We start from the raw sequence: 21,367 nt of genomic DNA, 5'->3' as shown, positions 1-21,367 counted from the left end.
AATGTAAGAAAATAAAGCACTTCTATGTCGATAAATACTGATGAAACGACTTGGCAGACGTTTAAGCGTCTATGGCAATTTATTCGCCTTTACAAGTCAGGTCTTGTCGTTGCAGTCATTGCATTAGTTATTAATGCTATATCAGATACCTATATGATTTCCCTATTAAAACCATTACTAGATGAAGGTTTTGGGAACGCTGAATCTGATTTTCTACGCACGCTTCCATTGATTATTTTTGCCATGATGTTTGTCCGTGGCATAAGTGGATTTGTCTCCACATACTGTTTGAGCTGGGTATCCGGCAATGTGGTTATGCAAGTCCGCCGTATGGTATTCAATCACTTTATGCATATGCCTGTGTCTTACTTCGATAAGGAAAAGACGGGCAATTTATTGTCACGTATTACCTACGATTCAGAGCAAGTATCTGCGGCAACCAGCCAAGCGTTAGTGAGCATCGTTCGTGAAGGTGCAAGTATCATTGGCCTGTTAGTCCTGATGTTTTACAACAGCTGGCAGTTGTCGTTAGTGCTGTTTGCTGTTGCTCCCGTTGTCGCGTGGGGTATTGGTGTCGTTTCTAAACGTTTTAGAAAAATATCCAAAAATATGCAGACAATGATGGGCAACGTGACTGCGTCAGCAGAGCAGATGCTTAAAGGCCATAAAGTCGTGCTGAGCTACGGCGGCCAGGATATCGAGCGTCAACGATTTGAGAAGGTCAGCAACCAAATGCGTCAACAAAGCATGAAGTTGGTGACAGCTCAAGCGGCGGCTAACCCTATCATCCAAATGATCGCGTCACTTGCTATTGTTGCCGTTCTTTACTTAGCAAGTATTGACTCGATTAAAGAGCAACTGACTCCAGGTACATTTACCGTTGTCTTCTCTGCGATGTTTGGTTTGATGCGTCCGCTTAAAGCGCTTACTAACGTTACCTCTCAGTTCCAACGTGGTATGGCCGCGAGCCAAACGCTCTTTGCGTTGATTGATCTTGAGCCTGAGAAAAACGAAGGTAAGTTGACAGTTGAACGCGCAAATGGCGATGTTTCAGTTAAAAACGTAAGCTTTACTTATACTGGCGCAGAAAAGCCAGCATTGGAAAATGTCAGCTTCGATATTCCAAGAGGGAAGACCGTTGCGCTGGTTGGTCGTTCCGGTTCCGGTAAAAGTACCATCGCGAACTTGTTCAATCGTTTCTATGATGTTGATAGTGGCTCCATCACATTAGACGGACATGATATTCGTGAATACGAGTTAAAGAACTTGCGTCAGCAGTTTGCGCTAGTATCACAAAATGTTCATTTATTTAATGACACGATTGCAAACAATATTGCTTACGCAACGGATGGAAAATACGAGCGCAGTGATATCGAGAAAGCGGCAAAACTCGCGCATGCTATGGAATTCATCAGCAAAATGGATGATGGGCTTGATACCATGATTGGTGAAAATGGCGCGAGTCTATCTGGCGGTCAACGTCAACGTGTCGCTATTGCACGTGCTCTATTGCGTGATGCACCGGTATTGATTCTTGATGAGGCGACCTCTGCTTTGGATACAGAATCCGAACGCGCTATCCAAGCTGCATTAGATGAGCTGCAGAAAGACAAAACGGTACTCGTGATTGCGCACCGCTTGTCAACTATCGAGAAAGCTGATGAGATTCTTGTAGTTGATGATGGCGCCATCATTGAGCGTGGCAACCATGCCGATCTTATTGCAAAAAATGGTGCGTATGCACAATTGCACCGTATTCAGTTTGGTGAATAGACGCGGTGGTTGAAAAAATCTGGTTTGAAAACCATCCAATAAAATACCTCTTGTGGCCGCTTTTGTGGCCACTGAGTGTATTATTTGGATCAATAAGTAAGTCTAAGCGAAAGCAATATCAAACAGGCCGTAAGCAAGCCTACAACGCGCCTATCCCTGTTATTGTTGTCGGCAATATCACAGCTGGTGGTAATGGCAAAACGCCAGTTGTGGTTTGGCTTGTTGAGCAACTGCAACAGCTTGGGCTTAAGCCAGGGGTCGTTTCTCGTGGCTATGGAGCAAAAGCTCCGGCCTATCCGTTAGTGCTAAAAGAAGATACGCCTGCGAAACATTGTGGTGATGAGCCTAAGTTGATTCATCGCCGCACAGGAGCGCCTGTTGCGGTAGACCCGGTGCGTTCAAATGCTGTGAAAGCACTGTTAGAGTCAGGTGTGGATATCATTATTACGGACGATGGGTTACAACATTATGCGTTAGGCCGTGATATTGAGTTAGTGATTGTGGATGGGAATCGCCGATTTGGGAATGAAAGCCTCATTCCGCTTGGCCCACTTCGTGAAGGGGTCGAGCGTCTTGCTGAAGTCGACTTTATCATCACCAATGGCGGTCAAGCACATACGGGCGAAATCGCAATGACTTTAGCGCCATCTAAAGCCATTAACCTCAAGACTAAGCAACTTGTGGAAGTTTCTGAGTTAAAAGAGCTAGTGGCATTTGCAGGGATTGGGCATCCACCACGATTTTTTCATACACTAAAATCGATGAACGCAGATGTTAAAGTCACAAAAGGTTTTGCTGACCATCAAGACTTTAACCAACAAGAATTAGAAGCATTGGCTCAACAAGGGGCCAATGTGATTATGACCGAGAAAGATGCTGTCAAGTGCAGCCATTATGCGCAAGATAATTGGTGGTATCTGCCTGTATCTGCCCAGTTTGAACCAAACGATGCAGAGCAAATTTTAAATAGAATAAAAGAGGTTAAAGCGGCTTATGGATCACCGTCTGCTTGAGATTGTAGCTTGCCCTGTTTGCAAAGGTAAGCTGACGTACGATAAAGAGAATCAAGAGTTGATCTGCAAATTGGATCGCCTCGCTTACCCGATCAAAGAGGGTATTCCCGTTCTGCTCGAGCCTGAGGCTCGTACTATGAGTATGGATGAGGGACGCTAATGTCTTTTACGGTTGTCATTCCTTCGCGTTACGCATCGAGCCGTTTGCCTGGTAAACCGTTGGCGGATATTGGCGGTAAGCCAATGGTTCAGTGGGTTTACGAGCAAGCGCTACAAGCGGGTGCGGAAGATGTTATCGTGGCAACTGATGACGAGCGTGTTGCTGATGCTGTCTCGTCGTTTGGTGGTAAAGTCTGTATGACCTCTCCTAACCACGAATCAGGTACTGAACGCCTTGCTGAAGTTGTTGAAAAGATGGCTATTCCAGCAGACCACATTATTGTTAATGTGCAAGGGGACGAGCCTTTGATTCCACCGTCTATCATTCGTCAGGTTGCTGATAACTTATCGGGGTGTGACGCTCCGATGGCGACATTAGCCGTAGAAATAGACTCGGAAGAAGAAGTGTTCAATCCGAATGCAGTTAAAGTTGTGGCTAATGAGCAAGGCTATGCGATGTACTTTAGCCGAGCAACTATCCCTTGGGATCGCGATAACTTTGCCAAACAAGACAAAATCATTGCCAACCCATTAATGCGTCATATTGGTATTTATGCTTATCGAGCTGGTTTCATTAATACGTATGTAAACTGGGCTCCGAGCGCATTGGAGCAGATCGAGTGCCTTGAGCAACTACGAGTGCTTTGGTACGCTGAAAAAATTCATGTAGCGGTAGCGAAAGAAGCGCCAGCAGCCGGCGTTGATACGCCAGAAGATCTAGAGGCGGTGCGCGCTATTGTGGCGAAGCAAGCATAACCAAAGGTCACATTGAATTAAGAACGAGAAAGGCTCCTGAATTAGGAGCCTTTTTGTTGCTTATATCCAAGTATTAGTTAGATGTTTGTGTCATATTGGTTTCGTTTAGGGCAGGTCGCTAAGACTTCTCGGTGACCTGTGTCTTTTACTTCTTGCAGAATGACATCAAATCCCCACAATCGGTATACGTGTTTAAGAACTTCTTCATAACTGTCATCAAGCGGGATTCGGTTATGAGGTACGTATTGCAACGTGAGTGAGCGGTCCCCACGAACATCGACATTAAATACCTGAATGTTTGGCTCAAGATTAGATAAGTTGTACTGAGCGGCTAAGGTTTCTCTAATGCGTTTATAACCCATCTCATCGTGTATCGCGGCGACTTCAATAAAGTTTTTGTGGTCATCATCGTTGATCGCAAACAGCTTGAAATCACGCATTAATTTCGGAGAAAGGTATTGGCTAATGAAGCTTTCATCTTTGAAATTATGCATCGCGAAATGTACTGCATCTAACCAATCGGTTCCTGCCAAGTCCGGAAACCACTCCTTGTCCTCATCAGTGGGTTCTTCACAGATACGTTTAATATCTCGGAACATAGCAAAGCCCAAGGCGTATGGATTAATACCATTAAAGTAAGGACTGTTATAAGGCGGTTGAGCTACTACACTGGTATGGCTATGTAAGAACTCTAGAATGAACTTTTCGGATACCAAACCCTCATCGTAAAGATGGTTGAGAATGGTGTAATGCCAGAATGTTGCCCAGCCTTCGTTCATGACCTGCGTTTGTTTTTGCGGATAAAAATACTGACTGATTTTGCGTACAATCCGCACGACTTCACGTTGCCACGGCTCTAGTAGCGGGGCATGCTTTTCGAAAAAGTAGAGCAAGTTTTCCTGAGGCTCGCTTGGGAATCGCTCTTTAAGATCTTCCTCTTTGGTTTTGGCTCTTGGTACTGTGCGCCACAATTCATTCACTTGAGACTGTAAGTATGCCTCGCGTTCTTCTTGTCGCGCTTTCTCTTCGGTAATGGAGATTTTCTCTGGTCGCTTGTAACGATCCACACCAAAGTTCATTAAGGCGTGGCAGGAGTCGAGCAGTTTTTCCACTTCCTGTACTCCATATCGCTCCTCACATTCAGCTAAATACTTTTTGGCAAACAGCAAATAATCGATGATGGAGCTAGCGTCCGTCCAGGTTTGGAACAGATAATTACCTTTGAAGAAAGAGTTGTGCCCGTAACAAGCGTGAGCAATCACCAGCGCTTGCATTGTCACGGTATTTTCTTCCATCAAATAAGCGATACACGGATTGGAGTTAATGACAATCTCGTAGGCTAACCCCATTTGACCATGCTTATAGTTCTGCTCCGTTTGGATGAACTTCTTACCAAACGACCAGTGGTTGTAATTGATGGGCATACCAATACTTGAGTAGGCATCCATCATTTGCTCGGAAGTAATCACTTCTATCTGGTTAGGGTAAGTGTCTAGGCGATAGTGTTGTGCGACACGCTTAATCTCTTTGTGGTAGCGTTCCAACAGCTCAAATGTCCAATCCGGTCCATCTGGCAGCATTTTACTATTACGCTTCTTAGGCGCCTCTCCTGAGAGGTTTTTCGTTGCGGTACTCATCGCTAGCCTCCTTACGCCGTTTCTTTTTGGAATAGTTCACGGAAGACTGGGAAAATATCCTCCACAGAGCGAATGTTTTTCATTGCGAAGTTCGGAAATTCATCGGTAAGCTTTTCGTACTCATGCCATAGAGTTTGGTGCGAGCGTCGCGTAATTTCTATGTAGGAGTAGTACTGACAGTTTGGCAGTAGTTTGTTCACTAATAGATCGCGGCATCTTGGCGAGTCATCTGCCCAGTTATCGCCATCGGATGCTTGCGCAGCATAAATGTTCCATTGTCCAATTGGATAGCGCTCTTTTACGATTTCGTCCATCAGTTTCAATGCGCTGGATACAATAGTGCCCCCGGTCTCTTGCGAGTAGAAGAACTCGTGTTCGTCCACTTCTTTCGCTTGGGTGTGGTGGCGAATGAAGACAACGTCTACATTCTCGTAAGTACGAGTTAAGAACAGGTATAACAGAACGTAAAAACGTTTTGCGATGTCTTTTGTTGCTTGATCCATCGAGCCCGATACGTCCATCAAACAAAACATCACAGCTTGACTAGATGGTACAGGGCGTTTTTCATAGTTTTTAAAGCGTAAGTCGAAGGTGTCAATAAATGGAACCCCCTCAATTTTCTTACGCAGCTCTTCAATTTCAGCCTTCAAGCGGTTCTCTTCAAACTGCTGAGCGGGTTCAATGTTTTTGATACGAGCAAGTTCATCTTCTAGCTCTTTGAGAAGACGTTTCTTACCTGCGGTCATTGCCGTACGTCGTGCAAGAGATTGTTGTAGCGAACGTACTACCGCAATGTTTGAAGGGATACCAGCAGTTTGAAAGCCTGCGCGGTGCGTTTTCCATTCAGTAATTTTGGCAATTTGGTTTTTTTCTAGATTAGGCAGCTCGAGATCTTCGAACAAAATATCTAGGTACTCATCTTTTGATATTTGGAATACAAATTCGTCTTGGCCTTCTCCATCTGGACTGGCATTGCCTTCTCCCGAGCCACTACCTTGACCGCCACCTTTAGGACGCTCAATTTTATCACCAGTAATGAACTGGTCATTGCCGGGATGAACTCGTTCGCGAACACCACCTTTGCCTTGATGAAAGATCGGCTCATTGATGTCTTTGTGAGGGATAGAGACGTCTTCGCCCGTTTCCGTATTCGTAATCGAGCGTCGATTCACTGCGTCTGCTACCGACTCTTTTATTTGCTCTTTGTGGCGCTTCAAGAAGCGCTGTCGATTAACAGCGCTCTTGTTCTTGCCATTGAGCCTTCGGTCTATAAATTGCGCCATGAAATAGCCCTCTTCATGTTTCACAAGCGACCTAACTCAATACTGGGTTAGGATGACTTACGTACTCGTAGGTACCACTCAGAAAGTAGGCGAACCTGTTTCTCGGTATAGCCTTTTTCCATCATGCGAGCGACAAAGTCGTCATGCTTCTTCTGATCTTCAGAAGAGGTTTTCGCATTAAATGAGATAACCGGAAGTAGCTCTTCGGTATTGGAGAACATTTTCTTCTCGATTACTGTGCGCAGTTTTTCGTAGCTGGTCCAAACCGGGTTTTGACCATTGTTATTCGCTTTCGCACGAAGCACAAAGTTAACGATTTCGTTTCGGAAATCTTTCGGGTTAGAAATGCCAGCTGTTTTTTCGATCTTCTCTAGTTCAGCATTCAGTGAAGAGCGATCAAATAGCTGACCAGTTTCTGGATCTCGGTACTCTTGGTCTTGAATCCAGAAGTCTGCGTAGGTGACATAGCGGTCGAAGATGTTCTGACCGTATTCAGAGTAAGACTCGAGATAAGCGGTCTGAATCTCTTTACCAATAAATTCAACGTAGCGAGGCACTAGGTAGCCTTTCAAGAACTCGAGATATTTCTCTGCCGTTTCAGCAGGGAACTGTTCACGTTCAACCTGTTGTTCAATCACATAGAACAGGTGTACAGGGTTGGCTGCCACCTCGGTTTGGTCGAAGTTAAATACGCGCGACAAAATCTTAAAGGCGAAACGTGTAGAGAGACCATTCATGCCTTCATCGACACCCGCATAATCACGATACTCTTGATAGCTTTTCGCTTTCGGATCGGTGTCTTTTAGCGTTTCACCATCGTAGACGCGCATTTTTGAGAAAATGGATGAGTTTTCAGGTTCTTTCAGGCGTGAAAGAATACTGAATTGCGCTAGAGTTTCGAGCGTGCTTGGAGAGCAAGGGGCCTGAGACAGCTCACTGTTTTCAAGCAGTTTTTGGTAGATTTTCACTTCTTCGGATACGCGGAGACAGTAAGGTACTTTTACAATGTACACACGGTCGAGGAAGGCTTCGTTATTTTTGTTGTTACGGAAAGTCTGCCACTCAGATTCGTTCGAGTGAGCCAGAATCATACCGTCGAATGGAATAGCAGATAGACCTTCAGTACCGTTGAAGTTACCTTCTTGCGTTGCCGTCAATAGTGGGTGAAGTACTTTGATCGGCGCTTTGAACATCTCAACGAATTCCATTAAACCTTGGTTTGCTTTACACAGCGCCCCGGAGTAGCTGTAGGCATCTGGGTCGTCTTGCGAATAATGTTCGAGTTTACGGATATCGACTTTACCAACCAGTGATGAGATATCTTGGTTGTTTTCATCCCCTGGTTCTGTTTTAGCAATACCGATCTGATCGAGAATTGAAGGGCGAACTTTCACTACTTTAAATTTAGTGATATCACCGCCAAATTCATGAAGGCGTTTAGCGGCCCATGGCGACATAATCGAGCGAAGATAACGTTGCTCGATACCATATTCTTTTTTCAAAATATCGCCGTCTTCCGTGGCTTTGAATAGACAGAATGGATGGTCATTCACTGGGCTACGTTCGCCATTAGCAGTAAGAACATAGATAGGCATCTGTTCCATCAAAGCCTTAAGTTTTTCAGCAAGTGAGGACTTACCACCGCCGACAGGACCGAGTAGGTATAGGATCTGCTTACGTTCCTCTAAACCTTGTGCCGCGTGTTTTAGGTAAGACACAATTTGCTCTATGGCATCTTCCATACCATAAAAATCTTTAAAGGTTTCATAACGAGAGATAACACGATTCGAGAAGATGCGGCTCAATCTCGGGTCTTTTGCCGTATCGATTATCTCTGGTTCACCGATCGCCATCAGTAGGCGTTCTGCTGCATTAGCATAAGCGCTTTTGTCATCCTTACACAGGGCTAGAAACTCCTGTAACGACATCTCTTCATCTTTTGCAGCTTCATATCTTGATTGATAGTGGTCGAAAATACTCATGTCGCTTTCCCCTTTAATAGTCAGTCTACCGACGAACGTTGATTCAGGCTTTCCCACCTATTGTTATGCTCCTTGTTGTTTGAATATACGTCCTGTTATCACATTTGGTTCGTACAGAATGTAAGATTGGCGACACCAAAGACTTTGCTTTATGGACAGTTTTTTCATTACAACGGTGAGCGGTGGGTATGAATCTTTCAATCACAGCCTTTCTCTACTTAAGCCTAGTCGGGGATTTGCAATTTTGCTTAACAATTATGAATTTATTGCAAAAGTGACATTTGAATCACTCTTTCACTGAAGATGAATTTATGTCGTGAATAGGTGCAATAGAAATCAAATATTTGGCAAAGACAGAAGAGTCTCAGTGATTCATTGCTCTACATCGCATAAGGTAAGCGTAAGAAGACAGAAAAGCAGCGGTAAGGTTGTGACAGGGCAAATAAAAAAGGAAAGCGAGTGCTTTCCTTTTCGTAGACGAATAGTTTATGCGCTGAAGATTTGTGCAAGCTCGTTTTCGCATAAATGGTACTGACGAGGGCAGTTGCGCCAAGTTTGTAGCATACGACGGTATTTATCCAGCATTGGCATTTGGCTGTTAAAGTGATGGTCTGCTTTATCAAATTGAGGGTACAGACCTTCAGAATCAATAAGGAAGCGTACGTAATGGACTTGTTGGGCCTCTGAAGCAATATCAAACCCAAGGAACTGCAAGCGGCGCTGATCCACTTTGTTACGATCTTCGGTATCGAGCATGTTGTAAGATTCTTGCATCGCGTGATACATCTCCATAACGTCGATGATCTCACGACACTCCGCTTCTGAGAGACAGCCGAAATCTTTATTCAACTCACGCATTTGTAGCTCATAGCCACGTTCAACGATCGTTTGTAAGCGTTTGTATTTGTCCGCATTACTTGGATCAAGTTGAGACATAAGGTTGTATTGGTTTGATAGAATCAAACGTTGAGCGTTTGACATTTCCATGATGACCTCACTAGATATCTAATACATTTTTAATGTGCTTAGGTTAACGCTTAAGACATGAGTGAAACATGATCTCAACACATATTTAATACTAAAAAATGGCAAGAACTGTCACTTTTGACCAGTTTAAAAACACTTATTTATGGTAATGATTGTATATGTAGTCTCGGTCTGAAAATACTCTTAGCCACTCTGGCTTGAATACGGTTAAAACCGCCAGTGACATACCATTTAATAGGCCCTCAGGGAAGGCAAGCAACGGTACAAAAATAAAGTAGTTATGTTGAATGGTTTCCCAATCGTAATGACCAACCGATAAATGGTAAAAGGAGTTAATCAGCAGATGCAGGCTTCCTGTTATCGCGCCGTTGAAAAAACCTGCAACGAAGATGAATACAAAAATGTTTCTTGGCAAGTAGTGATAACTCAAAAGAAAGACGAGGTAACTAATGAAGATAGGAAGCAGGGCAGACAATACTAAAGACGTGGGTAACTGCAACAACGACACATCATGTAGCAGGTGGTTGACCAGCATTGCGGGGATACTGATTAGAAAGGCCATACGCCAACCATACATCATCGTCAGCGTTGTTAGCGCGAGAAAATGAATCTGTAGTCCTTCTTTTACGCCAGCTTGGGTTGCCCATAAGATGCTGAAAAAAAAGAGTGTTGCGAAAACTAGGTGCTGAAATGCTTTTTCCTTTTCAAGCTTGGGCCAAACAACTTTTTTCCAATCTGGTAGACAGTAGGCGAGCACTATCCAAAGTATGACAACCAGAGAGCCCAAGTTAAACCAATCCATGTTACTTCCTTCCTATGCGATCATGACGCAATCATTTCTCTTGTTCTTTTTATACCTAAATCACCTCATAGAGATTCATTGAAGGTACTTAGGTATAGTTAAAAAAATACCAGCAATATGCTGGTATTTTAAAGAGGTTAGTCTTGCTGTTCACTTAGTATTTTACGTTATCGTTGTACTGCGCAAGAATAGATTGAATCTCGTCCATGGTTTCTTTCGGTGGAGGGTTTACCCCTTCGAGTGGGTATTCTAAGCCCAATGCTTCCCATTTATGGGCACCCAATTTGTGATAAGGAAGTAACTCGACCTTTTCGATGTTATCCATATCTTTAATAAACTCACCAAGCATGTGTGCTGCTTCAGGGTCATCCGTGTAACCAGGCACGACTACATAGCGAATCCAAGTTTTCTTTCCGATTTTTTGCAAGTAACGAGCAAAGTCCAATGTACGTCGGTTCGATACGCCGATGAGATCTTGGTGCACTTCATCTTTCATGTGCTTGATATCAAGCATTACTAAGTCTGTTGCATCCAGTACTTCATCAATAACATCAGTGTGTTTACGAACATAACCGTTCGTATCTAGACACGTATGAATACCTTCTGCTTTAGCTGCGCGGAAAAAGTCCCGTACAAATTCAGGTTGAAGCATCGCTTCGCCGCCAGAACAAGTAACGCCACCACCTGATGCATTCATGAAGTGGCGGTAACTTTTCGCTTCGGAAATGATCTCTTCAACCGTAACTTCTTTGCCATCATGCGTATCCCATGTATCGCGATTGTGGCAATACTTACAGCGCATCAAACAACCTTGCAAGAAGACGATAAAACGAATACCAGGTCCGTCTACGGTACCACATGACTCAAATGAGTGAATACGACCAGTTGTTGACATCTTTTGCTCTCATTACTAGTAAATTCTAGCTGTTATTTTATTACAAAAAGCAGGGTTAAAACAGCTTTGTCGGTACTAAAGGCAAGGTTATGTGAAGAAAGAAAATAGATAGACCAATCTAAATAAATGCTTGATCACAGGGTTGGTTAATACCAAACGAGAGAACTTGCCTTGTATTTAGATTGGTGTGGATACAGGGATAAGTCAGCTTTAAAAAAAGGCGAACACAGAGAAGGAGCCTGTCCCATAAACATCAGTTTGGGATTCTTCATAATCTGGCGTTTTTATCGTAAAGGTTAGGCTTGCGCCGTAATTTTGGTTATACCAAGTTGCACCTGCTACGGCGCTTGCTTGCCAATTTTGCAGTGTGACGTCGTATGGCGCTGATGGCTCAGGAATACCAGGGCGATCGCCTTCGATGGTCATGTCATTGAAACGGTAACGACCTTCAAACCCCGTAAATAAGAACCAGCTTGAAGTATCCTGTGCGAGCATACTCGCTGAGAATGGGCTCTCTACACTAATATTGGCGGCTCCGATGCTGCTTGCTAGGTTTGTACCCCAACGAAACATGACGCCTTGAGAGACATCACTACGGAAGTTACCCGCATTGATGTCGTTAATGTTGGTGATTTCCCATTGCGTTTTTTGTCCTTCGCTGCGCATCAATTTATTAAATACGCGGTAGCCAAGGCTAAACGCCACTTTATCGTCGATCTGGTAATCCCAACCTTGTGGGTCAGTCGAGCCTGTTATGCCGTGAACGATTTCTTGCGCTTTTTCTGAAAGCGAACTTTCACCTGTTGCACCGATGGTGAAGTTGTAGCGGACGGCCTTATCATCAGTCAAAGAAAGATAGTTGATCTCAGTATGTAGATAACCCGCATATGGGCGATCATTGACCAGTGGATAATCCGCTTCAATGTCGCTCGGAGTCCACATTTTGTGGCCAAGAACCAACTCTATTTTATCGATATTGGCGTGTTCTGAGTCAGCCAGACTCAGCCATTTCCATTGGCTTTCTTGTTTCAGTTGGCCTGTTGCGTAGGAAAGAAAAATACCATTTGTGTAGTCTTGGTCGACGCCGAAAATACCATCATTGTCGAGTGTAAAAGAGACCGTAGACTTAGTGGATGCCATCGCAACTGGAGAAAGAAGAGTAAGAACAATTAATTTACTGAGTTTCATATACTTTATTTACTAACTTTTTTCGCATCATACGTAAGAATGTGGGCAAAATCTTTCGTAATATCACAACTTTCATTCAAGAAATAAAAAAAGGCTGATGCTTAGAAGCATCAGCCTTTGTTGTATCACTAAAACGTTATTTCACTAAAGTCTTATAGAGACTCTGTGAATGTACGTGCGATTACGTCAGCTTGTTGCTCTGCAGTTAGAGAGTTAAAGCGAACAGCGTAACCAGATACACGGATTGTTAGCTGAGGGTATTTCTCTGGGTGCTTAACGGCGTCTTCTAGAGTTTCGCGGTTAAGAACGTTCACGTTTAGGTGTTGACCACCTTCGATACCCGCTTCGTGGTGGAAGTAACCATCCATCAGGCCAGCTAGGTTAGCGCGTTGTGAACCCTCATCTTTACCTAGTGCATTAGGTACGATAGAGAATGTGTAAGAGATACCATCTTGTGCGTCAGCAAACGGCAGTTTTGCAACTGAAGTTAGTGATGCTACGGCACCTTTCTCATCGCGACCGTGCATTGGGTTAGCACCTGGAGCAAATGGAGCACCAGCACGACGACCGTCAGGTGTGTTACCAGTTTTCTTACCGTAAACCACGTTTGAAGTGATAGTAAGAATTGACTGAGTAGGGATTGCATCACGGTAAGTCTTAAGCTTACGGATTTTGCCCATAAATACAGAAACAAGTTCACATGCGATATCATCAACGCGTGGGTCGTTGTTACCAAATTTAGGGTAATCACCTTCGATTTCGAAGTCGATTGCTAGACCGTCTTCGTCACGGATTGGCTTAACTTTTGCGTATTTGATTGCAGACAGAGAGTCAGCCGCAACAGATAGACCAGCAATACCACAAGCCATAGTTCGTTTAACGTCACGGTCATGTAGAGCCATTAGTGCCGCTTCGTAGCTGTACTTGTCGTGCATGAAGTGGATTGCGTTTAGTGCAGTCACGTACTGCTTCGCTAGCCAATCCATGAAGTGGTCCATTTTCTCCCACAACTCATCGTAGTTCAGTACATCGCCTTCGATCTTCGGCATTTGTGGGCCAACTTGGATTTTTAGCTTCTCATCCACACCACCGTTGATGGTGTAAAGCATAGTTTTCGCAAGGTTAGCACGAGCACCAAAGAACTGCATTTGCTTACCAACAACCATTGGAGATACACAACATGCGATTGCGTAGTCGTCAGAGTTCATGTCTGGACGCATTAGGTCGTCGTTTTCGTACTGGATTGAAGAAGTATCGATAGACACTTTCGCACAGAACTTCTTGAAGCCTTCAGGTAGTTGCTCAGACCAAAGAACAGTGATGTTTGGCTCTGGAGAAGGACCCATTGTGTATAGTGAGTTTAGGAAACGGAAGTTTGTACGAGTAACTAGCGTACGACCGTCAAGACCCATACCACCCATAGACTCAGTTGCCCAGATAGGGTCGCCAGAGAATAGATCATCGTACTCAGGAGTACGTAGGAAACGAACCATACGTAGTTTCATTACGAAGTGGTCGATCATTTCCTGAGCTTGTTCTTCTGTGATGCGGCCAGCAGCGATATCGCGCTCGATGAAGATGTCTAGGAACGTAGAAGTACGGCCTAGAGACATTGCCGCGCCGTTTTGAGATTTAACAGCAGCTAGGTAACCGAAGTAAGTCCACTGGATAGCTTCTTGTGCAGTTTCAGCAGGACGAGAAATGTCACAACCGTATTTTGCAGCCATTTCTTTGATTTGACCTAGAGCACGGTGTTGCTCTGCGATCTCTTCACGAAGCTGCATTGTCATTTGTAGGTCTTCGCCGTTCTCGAAACGCTCTTGTAGAGAAGAGAACTGTGCGAATTTATCCTTCATTAGGAAATCAATACCGTATAGAGCAACACGACGGTAGTCACCGATGATACGACCACGACCGTATGCATCAGGAAGACCAGTCAATACGCCAGACTTACGACACGCCATGATTTGTGGAGTGTAGATGTCGAAAACGCCTTGGTTGTGAGTTTTACGGTATTCTGTGTAGATTTTCTTAACTTGTGGGTCAAGCTCGCGGTTGTAGGCTTTGCATGAACCTTCAACCATACGGATACCACCGTTAGGGATGATCGCACGTTTTAGAGGAGCGTCAGTTTGAAGACCTACGATAGTTTCTAGGTCTTTTTCGATGTAGCCTGCATCGTGAGCAGTGATGGTAGAGATAACTGAAGTATCAAAATCAACAGGAGCGTGAGTCGCGTTCTCTTGTTTGATGCCTTCCATTACCTTAGCCCAAAGCTTGTTAGTCGCTTCAGTACCTTCAGAAACTAGGAAAGATTCGTCGCCTTCGTACGGAGTGTAGTTCTTCTGAATGAAATCACGAACGTTTACTTCGTTTTGCCAGTCGCCTGCAGCAAAACCTTCCCAAGCTTTAGCAAATTGCTCTGCCATGACATACCTACCTTTTTAGTAGAAAAAAATACGTACTGCTTCGCCGTTGAGCCAGCTATCCCCAAGTTAAAGAGGGGAACAGTACACTCTTATGAATAACAATATTTATAGTCTTAAATTTAAATGTTCGAGTTACAAAACTATAAATATTGTCACTAGTTTTAACGTTTCTCTTTTTAAGCAACAGTTAGAGGTTAAACTAAAATTTTTTTGCAAACCTTAAACTAAATCAATAAATCCTCAAAAATCTCGATAAAAATGGGGTAGCGACTAGCGCTACCCACACATTTTCTGAACTGTCAGCTTTACAGCCAAGCTTGGATGCCATATTGGCCTTCAAGCATACCAACTGCAAGCATAGCAACTAAACAGATAATAAGTACGCTTACTGGGATCACAATCTTGTCTACAAACGACAAGCGAGACGCGCGCTCTTTATCACCAATTAAGCCGTTGTTATCTAAAAGCATAGTTAGTGCCCAAGCTAGAACAGGGTTAACGACTGCTGAACCAAAGATACAGATGCCTGCTGCTTGTGAATCTTTTGAGTCTTTCACCATCTGCATGCCTGCTTCAAGTAGTGGTAGAGAGACACCAACGAGAAGAGCAACGCGCATAACTGGTGGCCATACTGCAACATCCATAGGGAAACCAAGGATTGCAACAATAATACATAGAGAACCTAGTAAGATTGCACCGCCAGGAATAGGGCGCTTCGCGATTGCTGCAGGGATCATGTAAGTCCCCCAAGATGATGTGATGTTACCACCACCGACAGCGGTACCGACCATTTGGCGCACAGAACACATTGTCATTGTGTCATCAACGTCCATCAGTACTTTTTCACTCTTACGTGGGTAGTTCATTTCTTGGAAGATGCGGTGACCCAAGAAGTCAGGAGACCACATTGCTACAGCAAGAATTGCGAATGGTAGAGAAGCAATGAAGTGTTCCATATTAGGAAGACCAAGCATCCAACCTTCTTCTGTTGAACCCCACCAGTAGATTGGGTTTAGGTTTGGAAGACCCGTCTCGGTTACGAATTTAATATCGAAGCCTGCGCCAAGAACAAGTGCGATTGCAAGGCCAGTGAAGGCACAAACAGGGATTGCTAGCCAGCGTTTGTTCACTTTAGCAAGGAACGCGTATAGGCCAATAGTAACCGCAAGAACGATTAGACCGATGTAACCCATGCTACCTGCGGCAACTGTGTCGGATTGCAAACCAACAGCCCAAGCTTGAATGGAATTAATTTGGCTCATCGTTCCGGTTAAACCCAAGAAGATGAGAAGGCCACCAGCCGTACCTTCAGATGTGAGGTTAACCAGTTTTGAACCACCTTTTAACAGGCTCAGAATTAAACCAAACACACCAATGAGAATTGCCAATGCAAGAGGGTGAGCACCAGCAAGCGCGATGGTACCAATAAGAGGGATCATTGGGCCGTGGTTACCTGCTAGGTTGGCTTTAGGGTTAATAAAGCCAGAAGCAAGTACACAGAAAAGAAGTGCAGGGATGAGCATCTCTACACGGGCAACTTCGATGGCGAAATCTTTGCCCAGGTTAACATGGTCCCATGCGGCAGTTAGGCCTTCAGCCCAAGACATCATTACCGCAGAGTACATCGCGATAATACCAATCGTACCGGCAAGTGCTGGAACAAGATCTTCAAGTTCAAAACGGAAGTCACGACCTGGCAAGTTTAAGCCGAAACGACGCGGCTTCATAATTTTTAGTTCGTGGTCTAGGTAGTCTGAACGGCTTGCGAACTCAGATGCTGGACGATGAAGCTCACGGTAGCTCTTGGTCTCGATATCTGAATCAGAGTGCGTTTTGTTAACTGCGTCTGACATAGATTCCTCATATATTTAAAAGTTATGAATTCTTCATTCAATTGTGTTAATCCGCATCCTGCGGCACGCTTATGCTAGCTATTATTAGATTTGTTACACGTCGACATTGTGCCTAAGCATAGCTAATAACTTATTGTGTTGAGGCACAAAAAAATCCTCATCTTTTGGCAGGAGTCTAGCAAGATAGCCATTTAGGGTGATTGATTTAGATCACTTTAAGAATGGTTGTGAAATAAAACTACAGAAAGTTTCTGGCATGCGAATGAGATGGTGAAATCTTGTGTAATTTCATTACACAAGTTGCATAAAATTAGAATTTGTTGCTCTTATCGTTCGGGGATGCGGGGTAAATATCAATATTCATGATGATTATATAAAGCTGGCTTTATTCTTGCTTTCTACAGGGCAAAGACGATTTTTTGGCTAATCATTGCCGCTCAGTTTAGGAAAAAGACATGAAACAGCTTAAAGTACTGCCACTAGTGGCAATTATCTCAGGGTTAATGGTCGGTTGTGGCGGCGGTGGCGGTGGCGGTGGTAGTTCCACACCAAGAACTACATTCACTTTTACTTTTGCAGCTCCAAATGTCATTAGTGAAACAAATGCACAAAAAGACAGCTGTACTATTTACGACCGTAGAGTAGATGGCAATGGCATCGAGCAGGTAATGACCTATCAACCAGCCGTAAGTGCACAGCTAACAGGAGGTAAGGTTGTCGGTTTCTATTCAGACAAGAATGGTGTCCGTCAAGGCGACTTTATCTACCCATCAGGCACTACTTTGAAATTTGTTCTAGAAGACATTCCTGAGGACGGCTATTTTACTTATCAGTTGCTTGATGCTTCTGGAACCGTATTTACGGCAAACAGCTTCAGTCGAGACTTTTTAAAGGACAATAACCTTAGAAACTCAACGTTCTCTATGAATCGAGAGGCGGTGTCTGCTTGTAATAAAAATGGCAACTTCCGTAAGGCTACCCGAACTGACCTTAAGTATGAAGCAACGGAGGCTGGTGGCTTAGAGTACAACTTCATATCTCAAATTGCGAAAGAGTCTAAGCCTACCTATTCTATTGATTCTTTAGATGTAAGATCAATTGGTTCGAAGATGGAGTCGACAGTCGTGCTGCAATATGCAGACGCAGCGAAAACAGAACTGCACCAGTATGGTATTCGCGATTGGTCGAGTGAATCACCATTGCCATTGGTTGGCATGAATGGTTCTTCTCCAATCTTGAACCCAACATCTTTCAAATATGACACTTTAGACATCAGTGTACTTGTTGGTGATTACAACTACGAAGTTGCAGAGCTACCTATGTCAACGACAAAGTTCTACCACCCGCTTGAGCCAAAAACGGAAACTTGGACTTACAGTGTTGCAGCTGAAAAACCTATCAATGGTTGGACGGTAGCGCTGAACCAAAAGATGTATCAGGACGCAAATTGGGATATCTCAATTGATCCAAGCGCTTACTACAACCTAAATGCTCTGCCTGCGTCGCATGTGGTGAGAGGTTCAACTATTGATACTGGTTTTGCTTTCACTGACCAAGATAAAGGCTTTAGCCGCCTTGCATATCGTGCAGAGTCTAACTCTGGAACACTACACCGAGTAACACACAAGATATTTACAACTTTAGAGAGTGATGTCGTTGTTCCGGAGTTGTTCTACTACACATTCGATGACAGTGTGAAACAAGATTTGAAAGTTTCTTCTACAAGTGATTACTCACAATCTATTGTCGTGGAGTCTGCTGAAGCAAACCTAAATAGCTATGACTTTGTTTCTCTTTTCTCTCATGGTGATGTGACCGATCTTAAAGTGGATCACGATGGTCTTGTGATCAGTGAAGTTGATTCTGAGAAGGTCAATACGAATGCTCAGAAATCTGATTTTATGGTATTGGTTAAGTAGCGTCTTAACACTTTTGTAAATTTATTAAGCCCCTTCTAAAGGGGCTTTTTTATATTTAATATTCAGCTTTTGAAGAATAAGTTGCTATATATTGCATATTAATTTGGCTATCGTATCTTTCTATTCGAATTATTTAGGTTAATAATTTGTTGCAAGTTTCAGGGTGTGGTGCTAATTTGTTCCGAATTAGAGAGGGCGGAGTCCCTTAATTGCAGTGACAAAAAACACAGGGAGTAGAGCGCATGAATGATGTACCAGCGCTAGATATAAAAGACCTGCACAAAACATTTGGACAAAATGAAGTTCTCAAGGGAATTTCTCTTGCCGCGCACAAAGGAGATGTCATCTCCATCATTGGCTCTTCCGGTTCTGGTAAGAGTACCTTTCTTAGATGTATCAACTTGCTAGAAACGCCTACCGCAGGCGAAATTTGGGTGAATGGTGAATTAATCCAAATGAAGAACAACCGAGCAGGGGAATCCGTTCCTGCTAATGAAAAGCAAGTGCAACGTATTCGCTCACGTCTAGCGATGGTGTTCCAAGGTTTCAACTTATGGTCACACCTGACAGTACTAGAAAACGTGATTGAAGCCCCTGTTCATGTTCTAGGCGTACCAAAAGCCCAAGCGATTGAAAACGCAGAAGTCTTGCTTAAGAAAGTAGGCCTATATGAGCGTAAAGACTATTATCCTGGGCACTTATCTGGCGGTCAGCAGCAACGTGCCGCTATTGCCCGTGCGCTAGCAGTTGACCCTGAAGTGATGTTGTTTGACGAGCCAACCTCTGCGCTTGACCCAGAACTTGTTGGGGAAGTATTAGGGGTAATGAGAGATTTGGCAGATGAAGGACGAACCATGCTGGTGGTCACGCACGAGATGGCATTTGCGCGAGACGTATCAAACCATGTGATGTTCTTGCATCAAGGCTTAGTGGAAGAACAGGGAAATCCAGCTAAGCTATTTACAAACCCGGATTCAGAACGATTACAGCAGTTTATCTCATCCATTTACTAATATTTTTAGGCGGCAGACTATTGCCTCCTAAGCCAGCACAACAAACAAAACGAAATAAAATAGCAATCACAGGAGTATGGAAATGAAAAAGTGGTTATTAGCAGCAACGATCGCTGCAACGGCAGTATCTGGTGTCGCTCAAGCGAAAGAATGGAAAACAGTTCGCTTCGGCATTGAGGGTGCTTACCCTCCGTTTAGCTGGACAGAAACTGATGGTTCTCTGAAAGGCTTCGACGTAGACATGGCCAACGCGCTTTGTGAAGAAATGCAAGTGAAATGTAAGATTGTCGCGCAAGATTGGGATGGCATCATTCCTTCTCTATTAGCGCGTAAGTACGACGCAATCATCGCTGCGATGTCTATTACTGAAGAGCGTAAGAAGAAAGTCGATTTCACTGGCAAATACGCACTGATTCCAAACAAATTTATTGCCAAGAAGGGCGCGAATCTGGATTTTGACAACCTAGACGGCAAGAAAATCGCCGTTCAACGTGCAACAACACACGACAAATATCTGACAGATAACTATGGCGATAAAGTAGAAATTGTTCGTTACGGTTCTTTTGATGAGGCTTACCTAGATTTAGCCAATGGTCGTGTTGCCGCTGTATTGGGCGACGCCTCTGCTCTAGAAGAAGGTGTGCTTAATAAAGCGGGCGGCGACGCGTACGAGTTTGTTGGTCCGTCATTGACCGATCCTAAGTGGTTCGGTGAAGGTTTTGGTATTGCCGTGCGTAAACAAGATAAAGATCTAACGAAGAAATTGGACGCGGCGATAATTTCACTACGTGAGAAAGGTGTTTATCAAGAAATTGCTGGTAAATACTTTAACTACGATGTGTACGGTGAATAAACCGTAATTAAGCGACCGTTGGCTTGTTCCTAGAAGTAGTCAACGGTCGATTTTTTGAGTTTAGGGATTAGGAACTCACCTATGCTAGATTTACAAGGATACGAAGCTTCGATTTTAAAAGGGGCTTTAGTAACGATAGAAGTTGCAGTGCTTTCACTCCTTCTTGCCGTGATCTTAGGTATGCTTGGCGCATTAGCTAAGTTAGCGCCTTACAAATGGGCAAGGGCGATTGCCACTCTTTACACCACCGTCATTCGCGGCATTCCTGATTTGGTTCTGATGATGCTGATTTTCTTTGGTGGACAAATACTTTTAAACAATAGCCTGTACTCCATTAACGAAACGCTCAATGAGTGGTTTGCTTCGAGTGATCCAAACCATGAATGGACGTCTTACTTACCCGACTATATTGATGTCAGCCCATTTATTGCAGGTGTACTCACGATTGGTTTTATCTTTGGTGCCTACATGGCGGAGACTTTTCGCGGAGCGATCATGGCGGTGGACAAAGGTGAACTAGAAGCGGCGAAAGCTTATGGTATGAGCTCAGCCTTATCGTTTAGAAGAATCTTACTGCCTCAGATGATTCGTCATGCATTACCTGGATTTGGTAATAACTGGTTAGTGTTACTCAAGACCACTGCGTTAGTTTCCATCATCGGCCTGGATGACATGGTGAGAATGAGCTCGTTGGCGGCGGGTACGACGAAAATGCCGTTTACCTTTTACATGGCTGTCGCGCTCATCTTTCTGTTTTTTACCAGCGTTTCGACCGGGCTACTCAAGCTTGTTGAGCGTAAGTTCAGTATTCATGCGAGGTAAGTT

Annotated in this window: 17 protein-coding genes; 8 read left to right on the top strand and 9 right to left on the bottom strand. The window is 44.0% G+C overall.

Going from position 1 to position 21,367, the window contains the following annotated elements:
• Positions 1-24: 24 nt before the first annotated feature.
• The 4 genes from msbA to kdsB are packed head-to-tail and all read left to right on the top strand — an operon-like array spanning position 25 to position 3,701.
• Entirely contained in the window at positions 25-1,773 is a 1,749-nt protein-coding gene (gene msbA, locus F7Y48_RS02610; RefSeq protein WP_006742148.1) for a lipid A ABC transporter ATP-binding protein/permease MsbA, read from the top strand.
• A 5-nt stretch (positions 1,774-1,778) separates the two neighbouring features.
• Positions 1,779-2,786 (top strand): tetraacyldisaccharide 4'-kinase, encoded by a 1,008-nt coding sequence (gene lpxK / locus F7Y48_RS02605; protein ID WP_258508143.1) that lies wholly within the window; start codon positions 1,779-1,781, stop codon positions 2,784-2,786.
• Positions 2,767-2,946: a Trm112 family protein gene (locus tag F7Y48_RS02600; protein WP_005390649.1), complete on the top strand. Its 180-nt coding sequence runs from the start codon at positions 2,767-2,769 to the stop codon at positions 2,944-2,946. The genes lpxK and F7Y48_RS02600 overlap by 20 nt, the downstream gene beginning before the upstream one ends.
• Positions 2,946-3,701: a 3-deoxy-manno-octulosonate cytidylyltransferase gene (kdsB, locus tag F7Y48_RS02595; RefSeq protein WP_258508141.1), complete on the top strand. Its 756-nt coding sequence runs from the start codon at positions 2,946-2,948 to the stop codon at positions 3,699-3,701. Before F7Y48_RS02600 ends, kdsB begins: the two co-directional genes overlap by 1 nt.
• Positions 3,702-3,778: 77 nt before the next feature.
• Here the strand turns inward: kdsB and F7Y48_RS02590 are convergent, their stop codons facing one another.
• The 9 genes from F7Y48_RS02590 to F7Y48_RS02550 form a co-directional block, all read right to left on the bottom strand.
• Complete coding sequence (locus F7Y48_RS02590) at positions 3,779-5,338, bottom strand: SpoVR family protein (protein WP_006742146.1); 1,560 nt, start codon at positions 5,336-5,338, stop codon at positions 3,779-3,781.
• A gap of 11 nt (positions 5,339-5,349) precedes the next feature.
• A complete protein-coding gene (locus F7Y48_RS02585) occupies positions 5,350-6,621 on the bottom strand; it encodes a YeaH/YhbH family protein (protein ID WP_005390656.1) in 1,272 nt (423 codons plus the stop codon).
• Between the two features lie 47 nt (positions 6,622-6,668).
• The gene (locus F7Y48_RS02580) at positions 6,669-8,603 is read right to left on the bottom strand and encodes a PrkA family serine protein kinase (protein ID WP_005390658.1); all 1,935 of its coding nucleotides are present in this window, start codon (positions 8,601-8,603) and stop codon (positions 6,669-6,671) included.
• A gap of 486 nt (positions 8,604-9,089) precedes the next feature.
• Entirely contained in the window at positions 9,090-9,590 is a 501-nt protein-coding gene (locus tag F7Y48_RS02575) for a YfbU family protein (protein ID WP_316680678.1), read from the bottom strand.
• A gap of 136 nt (positions 9,591-9,726) precedes the next feature.
• Positions 9,727-10,392: an energy-coupling factor ABC transporter permease gene (locus F7Y48_RS02570; RefSeq protein WP_006742143.1), complete on the bottom strand. Its 666-nt coding sequence runs from the start codon at positions 10,390-10,392 to the stop codon at positions 9,727-9,729.
• Positions 10,393-10,546: 154 nt separating this feature from the next.
• Positions 10,547-11,287 (bottom strand): pyruvate formate lyase 1-activating protein, encoded by a 741-nt coding sequence (gene pflA, locus F7Y48_RS02565; RefSeq protein WP_005390663.1) that lies wholly within the window; start codon positions 11,285-11,287, stop codon positions 10,547-10,549.
• A 210-nt stretch (positions 11,288-11,497) separates the two neighbouring features.
• Positions 11,498-12,475, bottom strand: a complete 978-nt coding sequence (locus F7Y48_RS02560; RefSeq protein ID WP_182019013.1) for a lipid A deacylase LpxR family protein — start codon at positions 12,473-12,475, stop codon at positions 11,498-11,500.
• 152 nt (positions 12,476-12,627) lie between these two features.
• Complete coding sequence (gene pflB / locus F7Y48_RS02555) at positions 12,628-14,904, bottom strand: formate C-acetyltransferase (RefSeq protein ID WP_005390666.1); 2,277 nt, start codon at positions 14,902-14,904, stop codon at positions 12,628-12,630.
• Between the two features lie 305 nt (positions 14,905-15,209).
• A complete protein-coding gene (locus F7Y48_RS02550; RefSeq protein WP_258508136.1) occupies positions 15,210-16,757 on the bottom strand; it encodes a DUF3360 domain-containing protein in 1,548 nt (515 codons plus the stop codon).
• Positions 16,758-17,212: 455 nt separating this feature from the next.
• Here F7Y48_RS02550 and F7Y48_RS02545 point away from each other — a divergent pair, with 455 nt between their 5' ends.
• The 4 genes from F7Y48_RS02545 (at position 17,213) to F7Y48_RS02530 (ending at position 21,364) form a co-directional block, all read left to right on the top strand.
• Positions 17,213-18,676 (top strand): 54K polar flagellar sheath protein A, encoded by a 1,464-nt coding sequence (locus F7Y48_RS02545; RefSeq protein WP_316680676.1) that lies wholly within the window; start codon positions 17,213-17,215, stop codon positions 18,674-18,676.
• Positions 18,677-18,918: 242 nt separating this feature from the next.
• The gene (locus F7Y48_RS02540) at positions 18,919-19,689 is read left to right on the top strand and encodes an ABC transporter ATP-binding protein (protein ID WP_005378438.1); all 771 of its coding nucleotides are present in this window, start codon (positions 18,919-18,921) and stop codon (positions 19,687-19,689) included.
• Positions 19,690-19,771: 82 nt separating this feature from the next.
• Entirely contained in the window at positions 19,772-20,542 is a 771-nt protein-coding gene (locus F7Y48_RS02535; RefSeq protein WP_012841998.1) for an ABC transporter substrate-binding protein, read from the top strand.
• Between the two features lie 81 nt (positions 20,543-20,623).
• Positions 20,624-21,364, top strand: a complete 741-nt coding sequence (locus F7Y48_RS02530) for an ABC transporter permease (RefSeq protein WP_006742137.1) — start codon at positions 20,624-20,626, stop codon at positions 21,362-21,364.
• Positions 21,365-21,367: the final 3 nt, after the last annotated feature.

The organism is Vibrio sp. 2-1-2a, from assembly GCF_032648565.1.
Classification (GTDB): Bacteria; Pseudomonadota; Gammaproteobacteria; order Enterobacterales; family Vibrionaceae; genus Vibrio; species Vibrio diabolicus.
This window is presented reverse-complemented; position numbering and strand designations above follow the sequence as displayed.